Consider the following 16,299-nt stretch of genomic DNA (forward strand, 5'->3'; position numbering starts at 1 on the left):
TCGCCGCCCTGCGCAACCAAGGCGACGGCAGCCTCGACCACTCCGCCCTCCTGCGCGGCGTCGAACGCCTCTCCGGACACACCACCCACAGCTGAGCCGGCGCCCCGCAAGCGGACCGGAGCCCGGCTTCCGGTACCCGCTTCCCCCCAGCTTCCGGGCGGCGGCCGCGCCGACACTTGTCCTGTCGCGCCCAGGCGTGGCCGCCGTCCGGAACCCCTTTGGACACCCCTCGGGTTTGTTTCAACAAACTGTTGACGTTTGGTCGGAGCCCTTCTTACGCTCCGACTTGCGGAAGCCAACTTCCGCGCTCTCGTACGGAAGGTCACCATGTCGAAGCCCACGCTGACGTCGCGCTTTCTCACTACGGAGGCTGGCGCCCCCGTCGCCGACAACCAGAACTCCGCCACCGCCGGCGTCGGCGGCCCGATCGTGCTCCAGGACCAGCACCTGCTGGAGAAGCTCGCCCGCTTCAACCGCGAGCGCATCCCGGAGCGCGTCGTGCACGCCCGTGGCTCCGGGGCGTACGGCTACTTCGAGGTGACCGACGACGTCACGGGCTTCACTCGCGCAGACTTCCTCAACGCCGTCGGCAAGCGCACCGAGACCTTCATCCGCTTCTCGACCGTCGCCGACAGCCTCGGCGGCCCGGACGCGGCCCGTGACCCGCGTGGCTTCGCGCTGAAGTTCTACACCGAGGAGGGCAACTACGACCTCGTCGGCAACAACACCCCGGTGTTCTTCATCAAGGACCCCATCAAGTTCCCCGACTTCATCCACTCCCAGAAGCGCGACCCCTTCACGGGCAAGCAGGAGCCGGACAACGTCTGGGACTTCTGGGCGCACTCCCCCGAGGCCACCCACCAGGTCACCTGGCTCATGGGCGACCGCGGCATCCCGGCCTCCTACCGCCACATGAACGGCTACGGCTCGCACACCTACCAGTGGACGAACGCCGAGGGCGAGGCCTTCTTCGTCAAGTACCACTTCAAGACCAACCAGGGCATCCGCTGCCTGGACGCCGAGCAGGGCGCCGAGCTGTCCGGCACGGACCCCAACAGCCACCAGACCGACCTGCTCCAGTCCATCGAGCGGGGCGTCTACCCGTCCTGGACGCTGTACGTGCAGATCATGCCGGCGGCCGAGGCGGCGCACTACCGCTTCAACCCCTTCGACCTGACGAAGGTGTGGCCGCACGCGGACTACCCGCTGCAGCGCGTCGGCCGCCTGGTCCTGGACCGCAACCCCGACAACGTCTTCGCCGAGGTCGAGCAGTCCGCGTTCTCCCCGAACAACTTCGTGCCGGGCATCGGCCCGTCCCCGGACAAGATGCTCCAGGGCCGGCTGTTCGCCTACGCCGACGCGCACCGCTACCGCCTGGGCGTCAACCACACCCAGCTGCCGGTGAACGCCCCCAAGGCGACCGAGGCCGAGAACTACGGCCGGGACGGCCTGATGGCCACCAACGGCTACGACCGGTACGCCAAGAACTACGAGCCCAACTCCTACGGCGGCCCGGTGCAGACCGGTCAGCCGCTGTCCGCCCCGCTCGCCGTCTCCGGCCACGTCGGCACCCATGAGGCCCCCGCGCACACCAAGGACGACGACTTCTTCCAGGCCGGTGAGCTCTACCGCCTGATGTCGGAGGACGAGAAGAAGCGCCTGGTGAACAACATCGCCGGCGGCCTCTCCCAGGTCAGCCGCGACGATGTGCTGGAGAAGAACCTCGCCCACTTCCACGCCGCCGACCCCGACTACGGCAAGCGCGTGGAGGCCAGGGTCAACGAGCTGCGCGAGGACTGACGGGAGGTCGGTCGCTCGCGCGTCCGTACCGGCGGCCCGTTGAGGGGTGGCCGGCCGGTACGGAGTGGGAGCGCGAGCTCCGCGGCACCACGGGGAGCATCAGTGCGGTGGCAGCGCTCACCCGACAGGAAGGGTGAGCCGCTCCCCCGCCGCGGAGCCCGCCTCCTCCCACCCCATGCTCCGTCCGGCGGTGCGATGTCACGTCGCGCCCGATCGCCCGCACTGCCGGACGGAATCCACGACAGGGCCCGGCATCCGTACGGTCACACGGATGCCGGGCCCTGCGGCTGTCGGTCACCGGGGCGGCGCGACCCGTGACGGCCCCCGACTGCTTCTGACGGCACCTGCGGCTCCCGGCCACCCTTCGGCCCCAATTCGGCCCCCGGCGGCCGGTTTTGGAGAGACCATGGGGGAAGCAGCAGATCCGACCGGTCTGCCGCCCGACCTGCCAGGAGCCGACCATGGCCGACAGCGTGCCGGTGCGGTGCCCCACGTGCCGCCGCGAGAACGCCTTCACCCCGCCCACCTTCCCGTGTGCCTGCGGCGCCCCGCTCACCCTGCCGGTGCTGCGCGGCGGAGTACCCGTCGAGATACTCCACCGCACCTGGCAGGCCTCCTGGGTGGAGGTGCGCTGTGAGGTCTGCGGCCGGCAGGACGAGTGGCCGGCGCCGGAGTCCGGCTGCGCCTGCGGCACGGTCGTCCGGGTCCCGGTCGCCCCGGCGCCCCCGCTGCCACCGCCGAACTTCCCGCGCTCCGGACGGCCTGTACCGAAATCCGCGCCGAAGCCCGCGCCGCCACCCGCCGCCGACCCCGGAAGCGCGGCCCCGCGGCCCGCGTTCCGCCCGGTCACCATCCGTACCGCCCGCGACTGCGTCACGGCCGCCGAGCAGTATCTGAAGTGGCTGGGCTACGCCGATGTCGCCCGGACCCGTGAGCGCACCGCCTCCGGGCTGGACCTGCGCGGCACGGGTGTGGTCGCCCAGGTCGACCCCACCACCCGCGCCACCGAGCTGCGCGAGATCGAATGCGTCTGGCTCAACGGCCTCAACGACTCGGCCCTCGCGGTCTTCTTCTCCCTCGCCGGCTACGCCCACGACGCCCGCGCCCGCGCCGACGCCCTGCACCTCCCGCTGTTCGTCATGGACCTCACCGGCACCCCGCAGCCGATCAACGACCCGGCCGACGAGCTGATCAAGTACGGCGCTGCGGGGCGGTGACGGGCCCGCCGCGGGACGCCCCGCCCGGGGCGCGGGCGCCGGCCGCACATAATGACGGGATGATCGACGCGAACGCCCTGCGGGCCGTCTGCCTGGACTTCAACGGCGCGACCGAGGAATTCCCCTTCCCACGGCACCCGGACGTATCGACCTTCAAGGTCGGCGGCAAGATCTTCGCGCTGAGCACGCTGACGGACACCCCGCTCACCGTGAGCCTCAAGTGCGATCCCGAGCTGGCCGAACGGCTGCGGGCGGCACACCCCGAGGTGGTGCCGGGCTATCACCTCAACAAGCGGCACTGGAACACCGTTTCCCTGGCCGGTGACCTCCCCGACCGGCTGGTGCTCGACCTGATCGAGGACTCGTACGACCTGGTGGTGGCGTCGTTGCCACGCGCCGAACGACTGCGCCTCGACTGGCCGGGAGAGCGGCAGCCCTGAGCCGGCGAGGCGGCCGGCGGCGGCGCGGGCCCGGGTGTGAGCACCGCGGCATAGGCTTCGGCCATGCGAAGAACTCCCCGCCGTGCCGCACGCGTTGCCGTCCTGGACCCCGCAGGATCGGTCTTCCTGCTCCGGTACGACAACGAAGAGGTCGGGGCCCACTGGGCGATGCCCGGCGGCGGGCTCGACCCGGGCGAGACCCCGCGCGCGGGCGCGCTGCGTGAGATGCGCGAGGAGACCGGCTGGACGGACCTGGAGCCCGGCCCCCTGCTGTGCACCTGGGAGCACGACTTCACCCGGGCCGGCGTCCCGGTACGCCAGCACGAGCACCTCTACCTCGCCCACGGCCCGCGCCGGGAGCCCACCGACGGCGTGGCCGCTGCACACGCCGACGACCGCATCCTCGGCTGGAGATGGTGGAGCCCCGCCGACCTGGCCGGGTCCCCGGACGCCCTCTGGCCGCCGTCCCTGGCCGCCCTGCTGCGCCCCTGGCACGACACGGACCCCACCACCCCGGCCCCCGCCCCCGTCGACCTGGGCTACGTACCGAACTCCGCCCCTGCCCAGCCCCACTGACCGGGACCACCCCGCCGGTCACCGAACCGCACCACCTCCTCCCCTCTCCCCCGCCCCAGGAGTTCCCGATGACCGCCGACGGCACCCCGGGCCACGCCGCCCCGCTTCCCTCCCCCGAGGTGCTCTGGCAGCACGCCGCCACCCTGGCCGCCTGGAGCGCCGAGCACCCGCTGCCCGTGCACAACTACCGGGTGGACGAGGCCGGGCTGCGCTCCGACGACATCGGCAACGGCTGGTGGGCACTGGCCCGCGTCCAGGGCGGCCGGGCGGTGCTCTACGGCGTCGACCTCGACTACAGCGACACCGTCTCCCGCACTCCGCCGCTGGACCTGCTGGCCGGCGGACCGCACTGGCTGCCGTGGGAGTGGCTGACGGCGGTGGTCGACGGGAACGAGGAACTCGGGTTCGTGTACTGGTGGGCCGACGGGGCGTGGGGCCGGACCCGGTACCCGTCGGAGGCGGTCGACGACGGGGTGTCCGCCATGGTCCCCGCCGACGACGCCGAGGTACGCGCGGTCCTCGCGGCCCTACGGGAGGACGGGGCCGACGCGGAGGAGCTGCGCCGTAGGGGGACGGAGGAGGCGCGGGCCACCGCGGTGCGCGGCATCGGCCGGCCGGAGCTTCCGGCCGGCAGCGGCGAGCCCGCGGGCCGTCGGGTGCCGTGCCCGCTGCCCGAGCAGTACGCGGGCGTGCTCGCGGGCGCGATGCGTGCCGCGGCGGAGGCGGAGCGCCCGCTGCCCGGCGGAAGCGGTGCCGAGGAGCGGCTGGTGGCATGGCTGCGCGCCCATCGCCCGTCGTCAGAGGGGAGTGGCACGCTCGCCGCCGCGTTCGCGGACGGCACCGACCCGGGCAACCGGTACCGCCGCGACGTCTTCCTCGACGAGCAGGGGTGGTGGCTCGGCGAGGAACTCTGCGAGCTGCTGGCGGACCTCCGGGAGGCGGACGCGGCGGCCGCGGGCGGCGACACGTACGGCCGCTGGCTCTACGTCCGGGTGGAGATCGGCGCCGACGGCGTCACCGTGGACCGCGCCCATGACCACCTCCCCCCGTGGTGGCAGGCCCGCCACGGCGGAGCCATGGCCTGGCCGGGCACCCTGACCCGGGAGATGAACCGCCGCCCACCGCACCGACGCCCGGCCTGGGCCCGACTCCTGAACGAGGACATCCCCCACACCGGCGCGCCGGCGGAACTCTGCGCGGTCCTGCTCCAGGAGACCGAGGGCACACGGGCACGGTGAACGGCCGTCCGGCCCGCGAACCGGGACGGGACACACCTGCACCCGCCCCCCAGAGGGCTTGGCGGCTCTGCCTTCAAAGGGCCGTGGGGAGCCCCCAGGGGTGCCTGGTGTGGTCAGCCGCGGTGGCGGGGCGGTGTCGCATCCCAGCGCCCGGCCGACTCACGCTCCGCCTTGATCTCCCGGCGCTGTTCCTCCAGGAACTCGGCACTTTCGCGTTCCGCTGCCAGGCGCTCGCTCTCCGACATCGCATCCCAACGCTGCTGGAAGTTGTCGAAGCGCACTTCGAGTGACTCATCCCGCGGAAGGCCATCGATGGCTTCCCGAATTCCTCGACGACCTGTCATGACACCCCTGGCCATCTCTGCCAGCGGATCGCGTTCGTCTCCCTGTGCGAGATTCTTCAACATTTTCCGCAGCATGCGAGCCCTGGCCTCATCCTTGGCCAGGTCCATGAATTCGACATCGCCGACTTCACGCTGATTTTCGTTGGACTGCACGCCTTCCCCGAATCTTCCGTGTCAATTTCTGGCCTTACGCCCAAAGGCACCATAAGGTCACCGAGGACGATTCAAGCCACCGGGCTGTCGTAGGACTTACCAGGCAGTGGGAACTTGATAGCTTTGTTCTCAATCGAGGAGCTGATGCCGGTGACGAGCGCCACCGAGCCGTTGATCGCGGTTTGGAGTTCACTGATAACCGTAGTCAGCTTGGACCACATGTTGATCATCGCAACAACCTCCCCAGCAATCGCCCCCGCGGCGATCGCCGGGCCGAACAGGGTAAAGCTCGTCGAAGCACCTGCCAGTGCAGTCAACCCGACGATCGCCGCAGTATCCAGAATGCCCTGAAGCAGGTCACCGCACGCCTCCGCAGCATTCCAGACCGCTTCAGTTGTCTTTTCGTAGTTCTCCTTCAGCTCAACGAAGGAGTTCTTCATTTCCTCGATATCCTTCGAGAGCGTCTCGAAGTAGATGTACGCGGCGTCCGCAGCGTTGCCGTTCCACGACTTGTCCAGCGCCGTATTCCCGGCCTTGATGTTCTCCGCGAGGTCTTCGCAGAAGTTCCCCATGGCTTTCCATGCCTTGGCGCACTGCGCATACTCCGTCCAGTCGCCGGCGATCAACTTCTTCGCCTCGTCGACCGGATTGAAGTCGAAGGCGATCTCCAGCCCCTTGCTGATCACCCAGGACGGGCTCAACACGTCACCGAAGGAGAGGAGGTCCTTGACGACCCCACCTTCCGGCTCCTCCTTGTCGTCGTCAACCTTCGGCGCCACCAGACGACTGGTCGGCTTTGCTACGTCAGCGAATCCCATGTTTCACTTCCTCCCGAAATGAGCGCATTACGGACTAGCGCTTGGATGCCGGATACGTAGCATCCATTTTTCGGGCCTCGGACGCATCGGTCGAGTTGTAGTGTTTCGCGGATTTGATCAATTCATCGGACGATGCACTGAGGATTTTGTGAAGCGTCTTGAGTGTGTTCTGAACACGGTTCACCACGTCCTCATGGCCACCACTCCAAATCTGCGCAATGGTGGAAATGGGGCCGACGTCCGAGTCGATCATCTCGCACGACTTCTTCACGTAATCGCGCGATTCCTCGACATCATCCGCAGCCCGCTTCACCTGCTTACCGAAGCCACTCAGGTCGTCCGAATCAACCGAAAAGCTCAACTCTGCCCCCCAATTCGCCGCTTTGACTCTCCCATTACGCGCTGATACTATACCTCGGTGAAAATTTTCGGCGATGACGGCAACCAGTATCCATCGCTTGAACTCGGCGGTGACACACCAGGACCAGCTGACGAATACCTTCAACGCCAGGTGCGGTCCTGGGCGTTGCTCCCGCTCTTCTTCGCGCTGCTGCTTCCCTGGATGTGGGTGTACTTCGCGTTCACATATGACCTCCCCAAGGCGCTCCCCTTCCTTGCCCTGGCGGTGACACACGCGGGGCTGGCGCTCATCTGGCTCGGGCGCCGCAGGTCACAACGGCCGCTCACCTGGGCGGGCGTCGGCTGCTATCCCTTGGCCATCGCCCTGTGTCTGCTGCTGCGGAACGTCCTCTGAAGGATGTCGCGTGCCGAGCCGACGAAGGGGACAGGCAGTCCGCCTCCGTCGACTCACCGCGACGCGAGGTCAGCTAGATCCGAGGTCAGCTAGATCCGAGGCCACCGCGAGCCGAGTTCAGCCGTTCCCGGAGTTCGATCTTGCGGACCTTGCCGCTGACGGTCATGGGGAAGGCGTCGAGGATCTCCAGGTGGCGCGGGACCTTGTAGTGGGCGAGGCGGGAGCGGCAGTAGTCGGTCAACTCCTCGTGGGTGAGGGGGTCTTCGGGGTCGCGGAGGATGACGCAGGCGGCGATCTCCTCGCCGTACTTCTCGTCGGGGACCCCGACGACCTGGACGTCGGCGATCTTGGGGTGGGAGTAGAGGAACTCCTCGATCTCCCGGGGGTAGACGTTCTCCCCGCCCCTGATGATCATGTCCTTGATGCGGCCGACGATCCGGACGTAGCCGTCGTCGTTCATCACCGCGAGGTCGCCGGTGTGCATCCAGCGGGCCGCGTCGATGGCCTCGGCGGTGCGCTCGGGGTCGTCCCAGTAGCCGAGCATCACGCTGTAGCCGCGGGTGCGCAGTTCACCGGGGGTGCCGCGGGGCACGGTCACCCCGCTCGACGGGTCGGCGACCTTCACCTCCAGGTAGGGAAGCACCCGGCCGACGGTCGTGGTGCGGTGGGCGAGGTCGTCCTCGCGGCGGGTCTGGGTGGAGACAGGTGAGGTCTCGGTCATGCCGTAGCAGATGGAGACCTCGGTCATGTGCATCTCGGCGACGACCCGCTTCATCACCTCCTCGGGGCACGGCGAGCCCGCCATGATGCCGGTGCGGAGTGAGGAGAGGTCGTAGGAGGCGAAGCCGGGGTGGTCGAGTTCGGCGATGAACATGGTGGGGACGCCGTAGAGGGAGGTGCAGCGCTCGTCCTGTACGGCCCTGAGGGTGGCGGCGGGGTCGAACGCGGGGGCCGGGATGACGATGCAGGCGCCGTGTGAGGTGGCGCCGAGGTTGCCCATGACCATGCCGAAGCAGTGGTAGAAGGGCACCGGCAGACACACCCGGTCCTCTGCGGTGTACCCGAGGGTCTCGCCCACCCAGTAGCCGTTGTTGAGGATGTTGTGGTGGGAGAGGGTGGCGCCCTTGGGGAAGCCGGTGGTGCCCGAGGTGTACTGGATGTTGACCGGGTCGTCGGCGGTCAGCTCCGCTTCGCAGGCGGCGAGCCGGTGCTCCGGGACGGTGGCGCCGGCGGCCAGCAGCCCGCCCCAGGTCTCGTCGCCGATGTAGACCACCTCGCGCAGCGCCGGGCACTCCTCGCGCACCTGCTCGATCATGCCGCGGTAGTCGCTGGTCCGGTGGTGGGTCGCGGACACCAGGACGGCGATGCCGGCCTGCCGCAGGACGTAGCCCAGCTCATGGACGCGGTAGGCGGGGTTGACGTTGACGAGGATCGCCCCGATCCGGGCGGTGGCGTACTGGACGAGGACCCATTCGGCGCAGTTGGGTGCCCAGATGCCGACCCGGTCGCCCTTGGTGACGCCCTTGGCGAGCAGTCCGCGCGCCACCTCGTCGACCGCGCGGCCCAGCGCGGTGTAGGTCCAGCGGCGGCCGCTCTCGGCCTCGACCAGCGCCTCGCGGTCACCGAACCGGGCGATGGTGCGGGCCAGATCGGTGCCGATGGTGTGGCCGAGCAGCCGCCCCCCGGCAGCCCCGCAGGCGTACGACAGCTCCTGCTGCTGGCTCATCGGTGGTTCTCCTCCCAGTACTCGGCGCCGCCGTCGCCCTGCGCGGTGCGTTCGCGCAGCTCGATACGGCGGATCTTGCCGGAGACGGTCTTCGGCAGCTCGGCGAACTCCAGCCGCCGGATGCGCTTGTAGGGTGCCAGGACCGCACGGGAGTGCTCAAAGATCAGTTTCGCGGTCTCCGGTCCGGGCGACCAGCCGGCCGCCAGCACCACATACGCCTTGGGCACGGCCAGCCGCAGCGGGTCCGGCGCCGGCACCACGGCGGCCTCGGCGACCGCCTCGTGCTCCAGCAGGGCGCTCTCCAGCTCGAAGGGGGAGATCTTGTAGTCGGAGGCCTTGAAGACGTCGTCGGCCCGCCCCACATACGTGATCCAGCCGTCGCGGTCACGGGTGCCGATGTCGCCGGTGCGGTAGTAGCCGTCGGCCATCGCCTCCGCGGTGCGGGCCGGGTCCCCGTGGTAGCCGGTCATCAGGCCGACCGGCCGGGCCGTCAGGTCGAGGGCGATCTCGCCCTCGTCGGCCGGTGCGCCGCTGACCGGGTCGAGCAGGACGACGTCGAAGCCGGGGGTGGGACGGCCCATGGAGCCCGGCTTGACGGTCTGACCCGGGGTGTTGGCCACCTGCACGGCGGTCTCGGTCTGCCCGAAGCCGTCCCGGATGGTGACGCCCCAGGACTGCCGCACCTGCTCGATGATCTCCGGGTTGAGCGGTTCGCCGGCCGCGACGATCTCCCGCGGCGGATGCCGGAGCGCGGACAGATCGGCCTGGATGAGCATCCGCCAGACGGTCGGCGGGGCGCAGAAGCTGGTGACGCGGGCCCGGTCCATCTCCGCCATCAGCCGGGCCGCGTCGAAGCGGGTGTAGTTGTGGAGGAAGACGGTGGCCTCGGCGTTCCAGGGCGCGAAGAGATTGGACCAGGCGTGCTTGGCCCATCCGGGCGAGGAGATGTTCAGATGCACGTCGCCGGGCCGCAGACCGATCCAGTACATCGTCGCGAGATGGCCGACGGGGTACGAGGCGTGGGTGTGCTCGACGAGTTTGGGGCGGGCGGTGGTGCCGGAGGTGAAGTAGAGCATCAGGGCGTCGTCCGCCCGGGTCGGCCCGCCCGGCTCGAAGGTCTCGGGGCCGTCGTAGGCGTCCTCGTACGAGAGCCAGCCGTCCGGGGCGCCGCCGACCGCGATCCGGGTGTAGTCGCCCGCCACGCCGTCGAACTTGGCGGTGTCCGCGGCGCGCACGATGACGTGCCGGGCGTGGCCGCGCTCGATCCGGTCGGCGAGGTCGGCGGGGCCGAGCAGCGGCGTCGCGGGGATGACGACGGCGCGCAGCTTCATCGCGGCGAGCGCGGTCTCCCACAGCTCCACCTGGTTGCCGAGCATCATGACGATGCGGTCACCGGCGCGCACCCCGTGGCCGGACAGCCAGTTGGCGGCCTGGTCGGAGCGGCGGCGCATGGCGTCGAAGCTCAGCTTCGTCTCGCTGCCGTCCTCCTCGACGAGGTGCAGGGCGGTGCGGTCGTTGCCGTGGGCGAGGGTGTCGAACCAGTCCAGCGCCCAGTTGAAGTACTCCGGGCGGGGCCAGCGGAACTCCGCGCGGGCCGCTTCGTAGTCCTCCCGGTGCCGTAGCAGCAGGTCCCGCGCCGCCCGGAACTCCTCGGTGGCGTCCGGGGCCCGCCCCGTCGTCCCGGCTTCCGTCTCCGTCATCCGTCCTCCTCATTGCCGCACCGCTAGCTGCCATCGTGTAATCAGTGGCGCAGGTCCCACCACCCCCGAACGGGGGGAAGCGGAGGTTTCCTCGTGCGGCTCGACCCGGATGCGCACGCGACGGCGGGCGGGCGGCGCTTCCTCGGCTGCGGCGGACCGGCGGGCTGCCGGTGGCGTTCGGCGGGCCGCTGTCCGGGGGCAGCGGTCGCGGCACGGCGGGCGGGGATGCTGCCGTAGTAGCACGCTCAGGAACGATGCCGGACGACGACTCCGGCCGCGTGGGGAGCGGCACGACCCGCGCGTGATCCCGCGCGCGCGTCACTGGGCTTTGCCGTGTGCACCCGTTCACGCCCTCCCGCCCCGGACGGCGTGCCGCCATGATGCTGCCATGCCCGACGCCCACTGCTCGAAGTGCTGCCCCGTCAAACCGCCCAAGCCCGAGGTGCCCGCCCCGTGGCCGCTCGGGGCGCTGCTGTGGCTCGGCATCATTCTCGGGGTCAGCGGCGGCGCCTACGTGTGTGTGATGTGGCTGGTGTCCAGCGCGTTCTGACGCCCGGGCCCGGCCCCGCGCCGTTGCGGTGTCCCGCCTCGCGGGCGGGGCCGGGCCTCCCCCGTACGGCCCGGCCGCTCCCCTCGGTCCCCGGTGGCGCCCGGGTCCGCTCAATTCCGTTGCCGCGGGGCCACCGCCCGGACATCATCCCCCCATGATCGATACCACCGCACTCGCCGAGAACCCGGTGCTCACCGGCGACCGGGTCCGTCTCGTACCGCTGTCGGCACGGCATGCGGCCGCCTTTCACGCCGCCTGCCAGGACCCGGAGATGCGCCGGCTGACCGGGACCCACCACGACTTCACCCTGGCGGAGCTGCAGGCGTGGTGCGCCGGCAGCGCCGACCGCACGGAGCGTCTGGACCTCGCCGTAGAGGACCGGGAGACGGGGACATTCCTGGGCGAACTCGCCCTGAGCCAGATCGATCCACCGAACGCCCACGGGGTCTTCCGGATCGCACTCGTCCAGGAGGCCACCGGCCGCGGGATCGGTAGTGAGGCGATCCGGCTGCTGCTGGACTACGCCTTCGAGCGGGTCGGCCTGCACCGCGTCCAGCTGGAGGTCTTCGACTACAACCCACGCGCCCGGCGGGCGTACGAGAAGTGCGGCTTCGAGGTGGAGGGCCGGATGCGTGAGGCCCTCCACTGGGACGGCGCATGGCATGACGTGCTGGTGATGGCGGCGCTGCGGCCGGGGCGGGCCGGGGGCGCGGGCTGAGGGTCCGGGACGACGGGCGCCCCGGCCCGCCCGCGGCCCGTGGCTCAGTAGTTCTCCCCGGTGAAGGGCAGCCGGTCGGTCTCCAGCGCGGCGTCCAGGCTGCGGACCGCGCCCGGGGTGTGCTCGGTGGCCAGACCGGCCTGGACGAAGCGGCGCAGCGGCGTGCCGCCGAGGTAGCAGGACGCCAACTCCCGTACGTTCAGGGCGATGTCGGGCGCCTCCTCGGTGTGCTGCCAGGTGGCGCCGTCGGGGCCCGCGGTCAGCCGGAAGCGGCCCGCGTTGACCGGCAGGGCGGTGTCGCACAGGTCGAGGACGAGGTCGACCGGGGCCGCCCAGGAGCGGGCGGTCAGCGCGGTGCGGACGTCCACGAGCCGGAGCCACAGAGAGGGTTCCTGGCCGGTGACGCGTACCTGGTCGCGGTCGGCGACGAGGTGCAGGAGCGGGTCGTCGGCGGGGCGGGCCTGGACGCGTACCGTCGAGGTGAGGTCGATCGAGGCGAGGTAGGACCACAGGGCGGCGGCGACCGGGGCGGTCTCCGCCTCCAACTCCTCGACCTGGACCGCGCCCGGACGGCTCTCGCCCGGTCCGCGGGTGCGGTAGACGGCGTAGCCGGCGGGGACCTCGCCGCGCTCGCCCAGCACCACCACCCGCGCCGTGCCGAACCCGTCGCGGTCGTCGCCGCAGCGGGCCCCGTCGAGGTCCAGCACCTGCCGGCGCCACCAGGTCGCGTCGCGGGTGAAGCGGCCGGCCCGTTGCGGCAGGGTCGCGTCGTAGCGCGGGCCGAGCACGGCGGGTACGTCGGCCGGGTCGATCAGCCGCAGCGGGCGGCTGTCGGGGGTGACGCGCAGGGCGAGCGGGCGCGAGGAGTCGATCTCGACGCGGTAGGACTCGGTGGCGGCGCCGAAGCCGAAGCGGCCGTAGATGGCGCTCTCGGACGCCCAGAGACAGGACACCGGCCGGCCCTCGTCGGCGCAGCGGCGCCAGAGTTCGTCCAGCATCGCGGTGAGGACGCCGCGGCGCCGGTGGGTGGGTGCGACGGAGACGAAGTCCAGTGCGGCGCACGGGAGTTGGTTGCCGGGGACGGAGAGGGTGAGCCGGTGCGCGCCGGCCACCCCGCTGAGCCGCCCGTCGTCGTAGGCGCCGATACGGGAGCAGGCCCGCAGCATGTCCCGGTGGTACGCGCGGGTCTTGTCGGGGAGTGCGAGGTGGAAGGCGAGATGGATCAGGTCCAGGGCCTGTTCGAGGTCGGCGTCGGGGAGTTCCCGGACATCCGTGGGCGTGCGCGCGTCGTCGTCACTGGTCACCCGGGGACGCTAACCCGGGGTCCGGGGCGCTTCACCTGGTTTTTGCCGTGGGGCGGGGGCGGCGCGGCTCCGGCCCGCGCAGCCGGGCGCACTCCCCGCGGCGGGGCGCCTCAGGCCACCGATCCGATCCGCCCCAGGGACCGGCCGGTGTCGTGGTGGATCGGGGTGTGCGCGCCGGTCAGGGGGACGCCGGTGCCGCCGCGGCGGTTGGCGACGATCTCGGCGGCGATGGACAGGGCGGTCTCCTCCGGGGTGCGGGCGCCGAGGTCGAGTCCGATGGGCGAGCGCAGCCGGTTGAGTTCGAGTTCGGTCAGTCCGACGTCCCGCAGCCGCTGCTGGCGGTCCAGATGGGTGCGGCGTGAGCCCATCGCGCCGACGTAGGCGACCGGGAGGCGGAGCGCCCGCTCCAGCAGCGGTACGTCGAACTTGGCGTCGTGGGTCAGCACGCACAGCACCGTGCGGGCGTCGAGCCGCTGGGAGTCCAGGTAGCGGTGCGGCCAGTCGACGACGATCTCGTCGGCGTCCGGGAAGCGGGTCCTGGTGGCGAAGACGGGGCGGGCGTCGCAGACCGTGACGTGGTAGTTGAGGAACTTGCCGACCCTGACCAGCGCGGCGGCGAAGTCGATGGCGCCGAAGACGATCATGCGGGGCGCGGGGACGGCGGACTCGACGAGCAGGACGACGGGCTGGCCGCAGCGCGCCCCGCCGGGCCGTGCGCCCTCGCCGCCCTCCGCCTCCTCGCCGGGCGCGAGGCCGGTGCCGATCTCCAGGCTGGTGGTGCGCCCGGCGTCCAGCAGGGCGCGGGTCTCCGCGACCGCGGTGCGGTCGAGGGCGGGGTGGCCGCCGAGGGTGCCGCTGTGGCGGCCGTCGGCGCGCACCAGCAGGGCGCGGCCGAGGAGTCCGGCGGGGCCCTGGACGACCCGGGCGACCGCCACCGCCTCGCCCGACGCGGCGGCGGCCAGCCCGGCGGCGAGCGTGCCGCCGGTACGGTCCGCCCACTCCCCCGCGATGCCGTCACCGGCGGTCGCGGGGGCGGGCGCCCGTACCGGCTGGACGAGGATGTCGATGATGCCGCCGCAGGTCAGGCCCACGGCGAAGGCGTCCTCGTCGCTGTAGCCGAAGCGCTCCAGCACCGGTTCCCCGGTCTCCAGCGCCTGTTGGCACAGTTCGTACACCGCCCCCTCCACACATCCGCCGGAGACCGACCCGATCGCTGTGCCGTCACGGTCGACGGCCAGCGCGGCCCCGGGCTGGCGGGGCGCGCTGCCATGGGTGGCCACCACGGTGGCCACCGCGAACGCGCGGCCCTGCTCGACCCACCGGTGCAGCTCCTCGGCGATGTCCAGCATGTCGGTCTCCTCACGGATGGGGTGGGGGAGGGCGGGGCGCTACTTGACGCCCAGCCACTGCTCGATCGGATGGAGCGAGAAATAGACGGTGAAGACGGCGGTCAGCACCCACATGAAGCCGCCGACCTCGCGCCACTTGCCCTGGGCCGCCTTGATGGCGGTGTAGGCGATGACGCCGGCGCCGACGCCCGCGGTGATGCTGTAGGTGAACGGCATCAGGGCCACGGTCAGGAAGACCGGGATGGACACCGAGCGGTCGCGCCAGTCCACCTGGCCCGCGGCGCTCATCATCATCGAGCCGATGACGACGAGGGCGGCCGAAGCCACCTGGGCCGGGACGAGCTGGGTGACCGGCGTGAAGAACAGGCAGGCCGCGAAGAACAGGCCGGTGACGACGGACGACAGCCCGGTCCGGGCGCCCTCGCCGACGCCGCTCGCCGACTCGATGAACACGGTCTGGCCGGACGCACCGGCGACACCGCCGATGGCACCGCCCGCGCCGTCCACGAACAGCGCCTTGGACAGGCCCGGCATCCGGCCCTTGTCGTCGGCCAGCTTGGCCTCGGTGCCGACGCCGATGATGGTGGCCATGGCGTCGAAGAAACCGGCCAGCACCAGGGTGAAGACGATCATGCCGACGCTGAGGGCGCCGATGGAGCCCCAGCCGCCGAACTCCACCTGGCCGAAGAGGCCGAAGTCGGGCATCGCGACGGCGTTGCCGGTCAGCTCCGGGGGCGTGCCGCCCCAGTCCTTGGCCGTCAGCCCGCCGATCCGGGTCGCCGCGATGGCCAGGACGCTGCCGACGACGATGCCGATGAGGATGGCGCCGGGCACCCTGCGGGCCTGCAGCATGAAGATCAGCAGCAGGGTGAGGCAGAAGAACAGGACCGGCCAGCCGGACAGCTGACCGTTCAGGCCGAGGGTGACCGGGCCGCCCTCCCCCTTGCCCACGAATCCGGCCTTCACCAGCCCCAGCAGGGCGACGAACATCCCGATGCCCATGGTGATCGCGTGCTTGAGCGCGAGCGGGATCGCGTTCATGATCATTTCGCGCAGTCCGGTGACCACCAGCAGACAGATGATCACGCCGTACACCACACACATCCCCATGGCCTGCGGCCAGGTCATGTTGGGGACGACCTGGGCGGTCAGCGCGGCGGAGACGTTCAGACCGGCGGCCAGCGCCAGCGGCACCTTGCCGATGAACCCCATCAGCAGGGTGGAGACCGCCGCGGCCAGCGCGGTCGCGGTGACCACGCCCGCGTGCGCGAGGGTGTGGTGCGCCACGTCCTCCGTCGAGAGGATCAGCGGGTTGAGCAGGAGGATGTAGCACATCGCCATGAAGGTGGTGATGCCGCCGCGCACCTCTCGCGCGAGCGTCGAGCCTCTGTCGGATATGTGGAAGTACCGGTCGAGCCAGGAGCGGCCGGCGGGCTGCCGCGAGCCGGCGCCCGCGTCTTCCGCCGTCGTCCTCGGCTCTGTGGACTGCTGGGTCATGGTGCCTTGCTCCCAAGGTTCAAAGGGGCACTCGCATCGCGAGATTTGGGAAAGAACTCCGGCTGCACGACCCGGGGGACGGCCCGAGACGAACGGGGGGGGCTGGCTCCGGCGG

At 71.0% G+C, this 16,299-nt stretch carries 16 protein-coding genes and 1 pseudogene; 9 read left to right on the forward strand and 8 right to left on the reverse strand.

Going from position 1 to position 16,299, the window contains the following annotated elements; genetic code table 11:
* The 6 genes and pseudogenes from ACGFN2_RS14430 to ACGFN2_RS14455 all read left to right on the forward strand — a co-directional run.
* A pseudogene (locus ACGFN2_RS14430) lies at window positions 1–95 on the forward strand (2-hydroxy-3-oxopropionate reductase); the annotation flags it as partial.
* 247 nt (window positions 96–342) lie between these two features.
* Window positions 343–1,800, forward strand: coding sequence for a catalase (locus ACGFN2_RS14435; RefSeq protein WP_362612156.1), 1,458 nt, complete (start codon window positions 343–345; stop codon window positions 1,798–1,800).
* Between the two features lie 461 nt (window positions 1,801–2,261).
* Window positions 2,262–3,017 carry a hypothetical protein gene (locus ACGFN2_RS14440; protein ID WP_393360230.1) on the forward strand — a complete coding sequence of 252 codons (756 nt, stop codon included), beginning with the start codon at window positions 2,262–2,264 and terminating at the stop codon, window positions 3,015–3,017.
* A gap of 59 nt (window positions 3,018–3,076) precedes the next feature.
* Window positions 3,077–3,457, forward strand: coding sequence for an MmcQ/YjbR family DNA-binding protein (locus tag ACGFN2_RS14445; RefSeq protein WP_393360232.1), 381 nt, complete (start codon window positions 3,077–3,079; stop codon window positions 3,455–3,457).
* Between the two features lie 63 nt (window positions 3,458–3,520).
* Window positions 3,521–4,033, forward strand: a complete 513-nt coding sequence (locus ACGFN2_RS14450) for an NUDIX domain-containing protein (RefSeq protein WP_362612147.1) — start codon at window positions 3,521–3,523, stop codon at window positions 4,031–4,033.
* A gap of 68 nt (window positions 4,034–4,101) precedes the next feature.
* Window positions 4,102–5,271, forward strand: a complete 1,170-nt coding sequence (locus tag ACGFN2_RS14455; protein ID WP_393360234.1) for a hypothetical protein — start codon at window positions 4,102–4,104, stop codon at window positions 5,269–5,271.
* A 113-nt stretch (window positions 5,272–5,384) separates the two neighbouring features.
* Here ACGFN2_RS14455 and ACGFN2_RS14460 read toward each other — a convergent pair whose 3' ends face one another.
* The 3 genes from ACGFN2_RS14460 to ACGFN2_RS14470 all read right to left on the reverse strand — a co-directional run bounded on the left by ACGFN2_RS14460 (window position 5,385) and on the right by ACGFN2_RS14470 (window position 7,091).
* The gene (locus ACGFN2_RS14460; RefSeq protein WP_393360236.1) at window positions 5,385–5,768 is read right to left on the reverse strand and encodes a hypothetical protein; all 384 of its coding nucleotides are present in this window, start codon (window positions 5,766–5,768) and stop codon (window positions 5,385–5,387) included.
* 71 nt (window positions 5,769–5,839) lie between these two features.
* Entirely contained in the window at window positions 5,840–6,586 is a 747-nt protein-coding gene (locus ACGFN2_RS14465) for a hypothetical protein (RefSeq protein ID WP_393360238.1), read from the reverse strand.
* Between the two features lie 34 nt (window positions 6,587–6,620).
* Window positions 6,621–7,091, reverse strand: coding sequence for a hypothetical protein (locus tag ACGFN2_RS14470; protein WP_393360240.1), 471 nt, complete (start codon window positions 7,089–7,091; stop codon window positions 6,621–6,623).
* 6 nt (window positions 7,092–7,097) lie between these two features.
* On the opposite strand from ACGFN2_RS14470, the gene ACGFN2_RS14475 reads away from it, so the two are divergent.
* Entirely contained in the window at window positions 7,098–7,340 is a 243-nt protein-coding gene (locus ACGFN2_RS14475; RefSeq protein ID WP_393360242.1) for a hypothetical protein, read from the forward strand.
* An 85-nt stretch (window positions 7,341–7,425) separates the two neighbouring features.
* On the opposite strand, the gene ACGFN2_RS14480 is transcribed toward ACGFN2_RS14475, so the two are convergent.
* The gene (locus ACGFN2_RS14480) at window positions 7,426–9,066 is read right to left on the reverse strand and encodes an AMP-binding protein (RefSeq protein ID WP_393360244.1); all 1,641 of its coding nucleotides are present in this window, start codon (window positions 9,064–9,066) and stop codon (window positions 7,426–7,428) included.
* A complete protein-coding gene (locus tag ACGFN2_RS14485; RefSeq protein ID WP_393360246.1) occupies window positions 9,063–10,766 on the reverse strand; it encodes an AMP-binding protein in 1,704 nt (567 codons plus the stop codon). Before ACGFN2_RS14485 ends, ACGFN2_RS14480 begins: the two co-directional genes overlap by 4 nt.
* A 388-nt stretch (window positions 10,767–11,154) precedes the next feature.
* On the opposite strand from ACGFN2_RS14485, the gene ACGFN2_RS14490 reads away from it, so the two are divergent.
* Together ACGFN2_RS14490 and ACGFN2_RS14495 are read left to right on the forward strand one after the other, a co-directional pair.
* Window positions 11,155–11,316: a hypothetical protein gene (locus tag ACGFN2_RS14490; RefSeq protein ID WP_362612133.1), complete on the forward strand. Its 162-nt coding sequence runs from the start codon at window positions 11,155–11,157 to the stop codon at window positions 11,314–11,316.
* Between the two features lie 154 nt (window positions 11,317–11,470).
* Window positions 11,471–12,034: a GNAT family protein gene (locus ACGFN2_RS14495; RefSeq protein WP_362612132.1), complete on the forward strand. Its 564-nt coding sequence runs from the start codon at window positions 11,471–11,473 to the stop codon at window positions 12,032–12,034.
* Window positions 12,035–12,078: 44 nt separating this feature from the next.
* On the opposite strand, the gene ACGFN2_RS14500 is transcribed toward ACGFN2_RS14495, so the two are convergent.
* From ACGFN2_RS14500 to ACGFN2_RS14510, 3 genes are all read right to left on the reverse strand, one after another.
* Window positions 12,079–13,338 carry a GNAT family N-acetyltransferase gene (locus tag ACGFN2_RS14500; protein ID WP_393360248.1) on the reverse strand — a complete coding sequence of 420 codons (1,260 nt, stop codon included), beginning with the start codon at window positions 13,336–13,338 and terminating at the stop codon, window positions 12,079–12,081.
* 110 nt (window positions 13,339–13,448) lie between these two features.
* On the reverse strand, window positions 13,449–14,687 hold the full coding sequence (locus ACGFN2_RS14505; RefSeq protein ID WP_393360250.1) for an XdhC family protein: 1,239 nt from the start codon (window positions 14,685–14,687) through the stop codon (window positions 13,449–13,451).
* A gap of 39 nt (window positions 14,688–14,726) precedes the next feature.
* Complete coding sequence (locus ACGFN2_RS14510) at window positions 14,727–16,184, reverse strand: NCS2 family permease (protein WP_393360252.1); 1,458 nt, start codon at window positions 16,182–16,184, stop codon at window positions 14,727–14,729.
* Window positions 16,185–16,299: the final 115 nt, after the last annotated feature.

Source organism: Streptomyces sp. NPDC048612 (genome assembly GCF_043199295.1).
Lineage (GTDB): Bacteria > Actinomycetota > Actinomycetes > Streptomycetales > Streptomycetaceae > Streptomyces.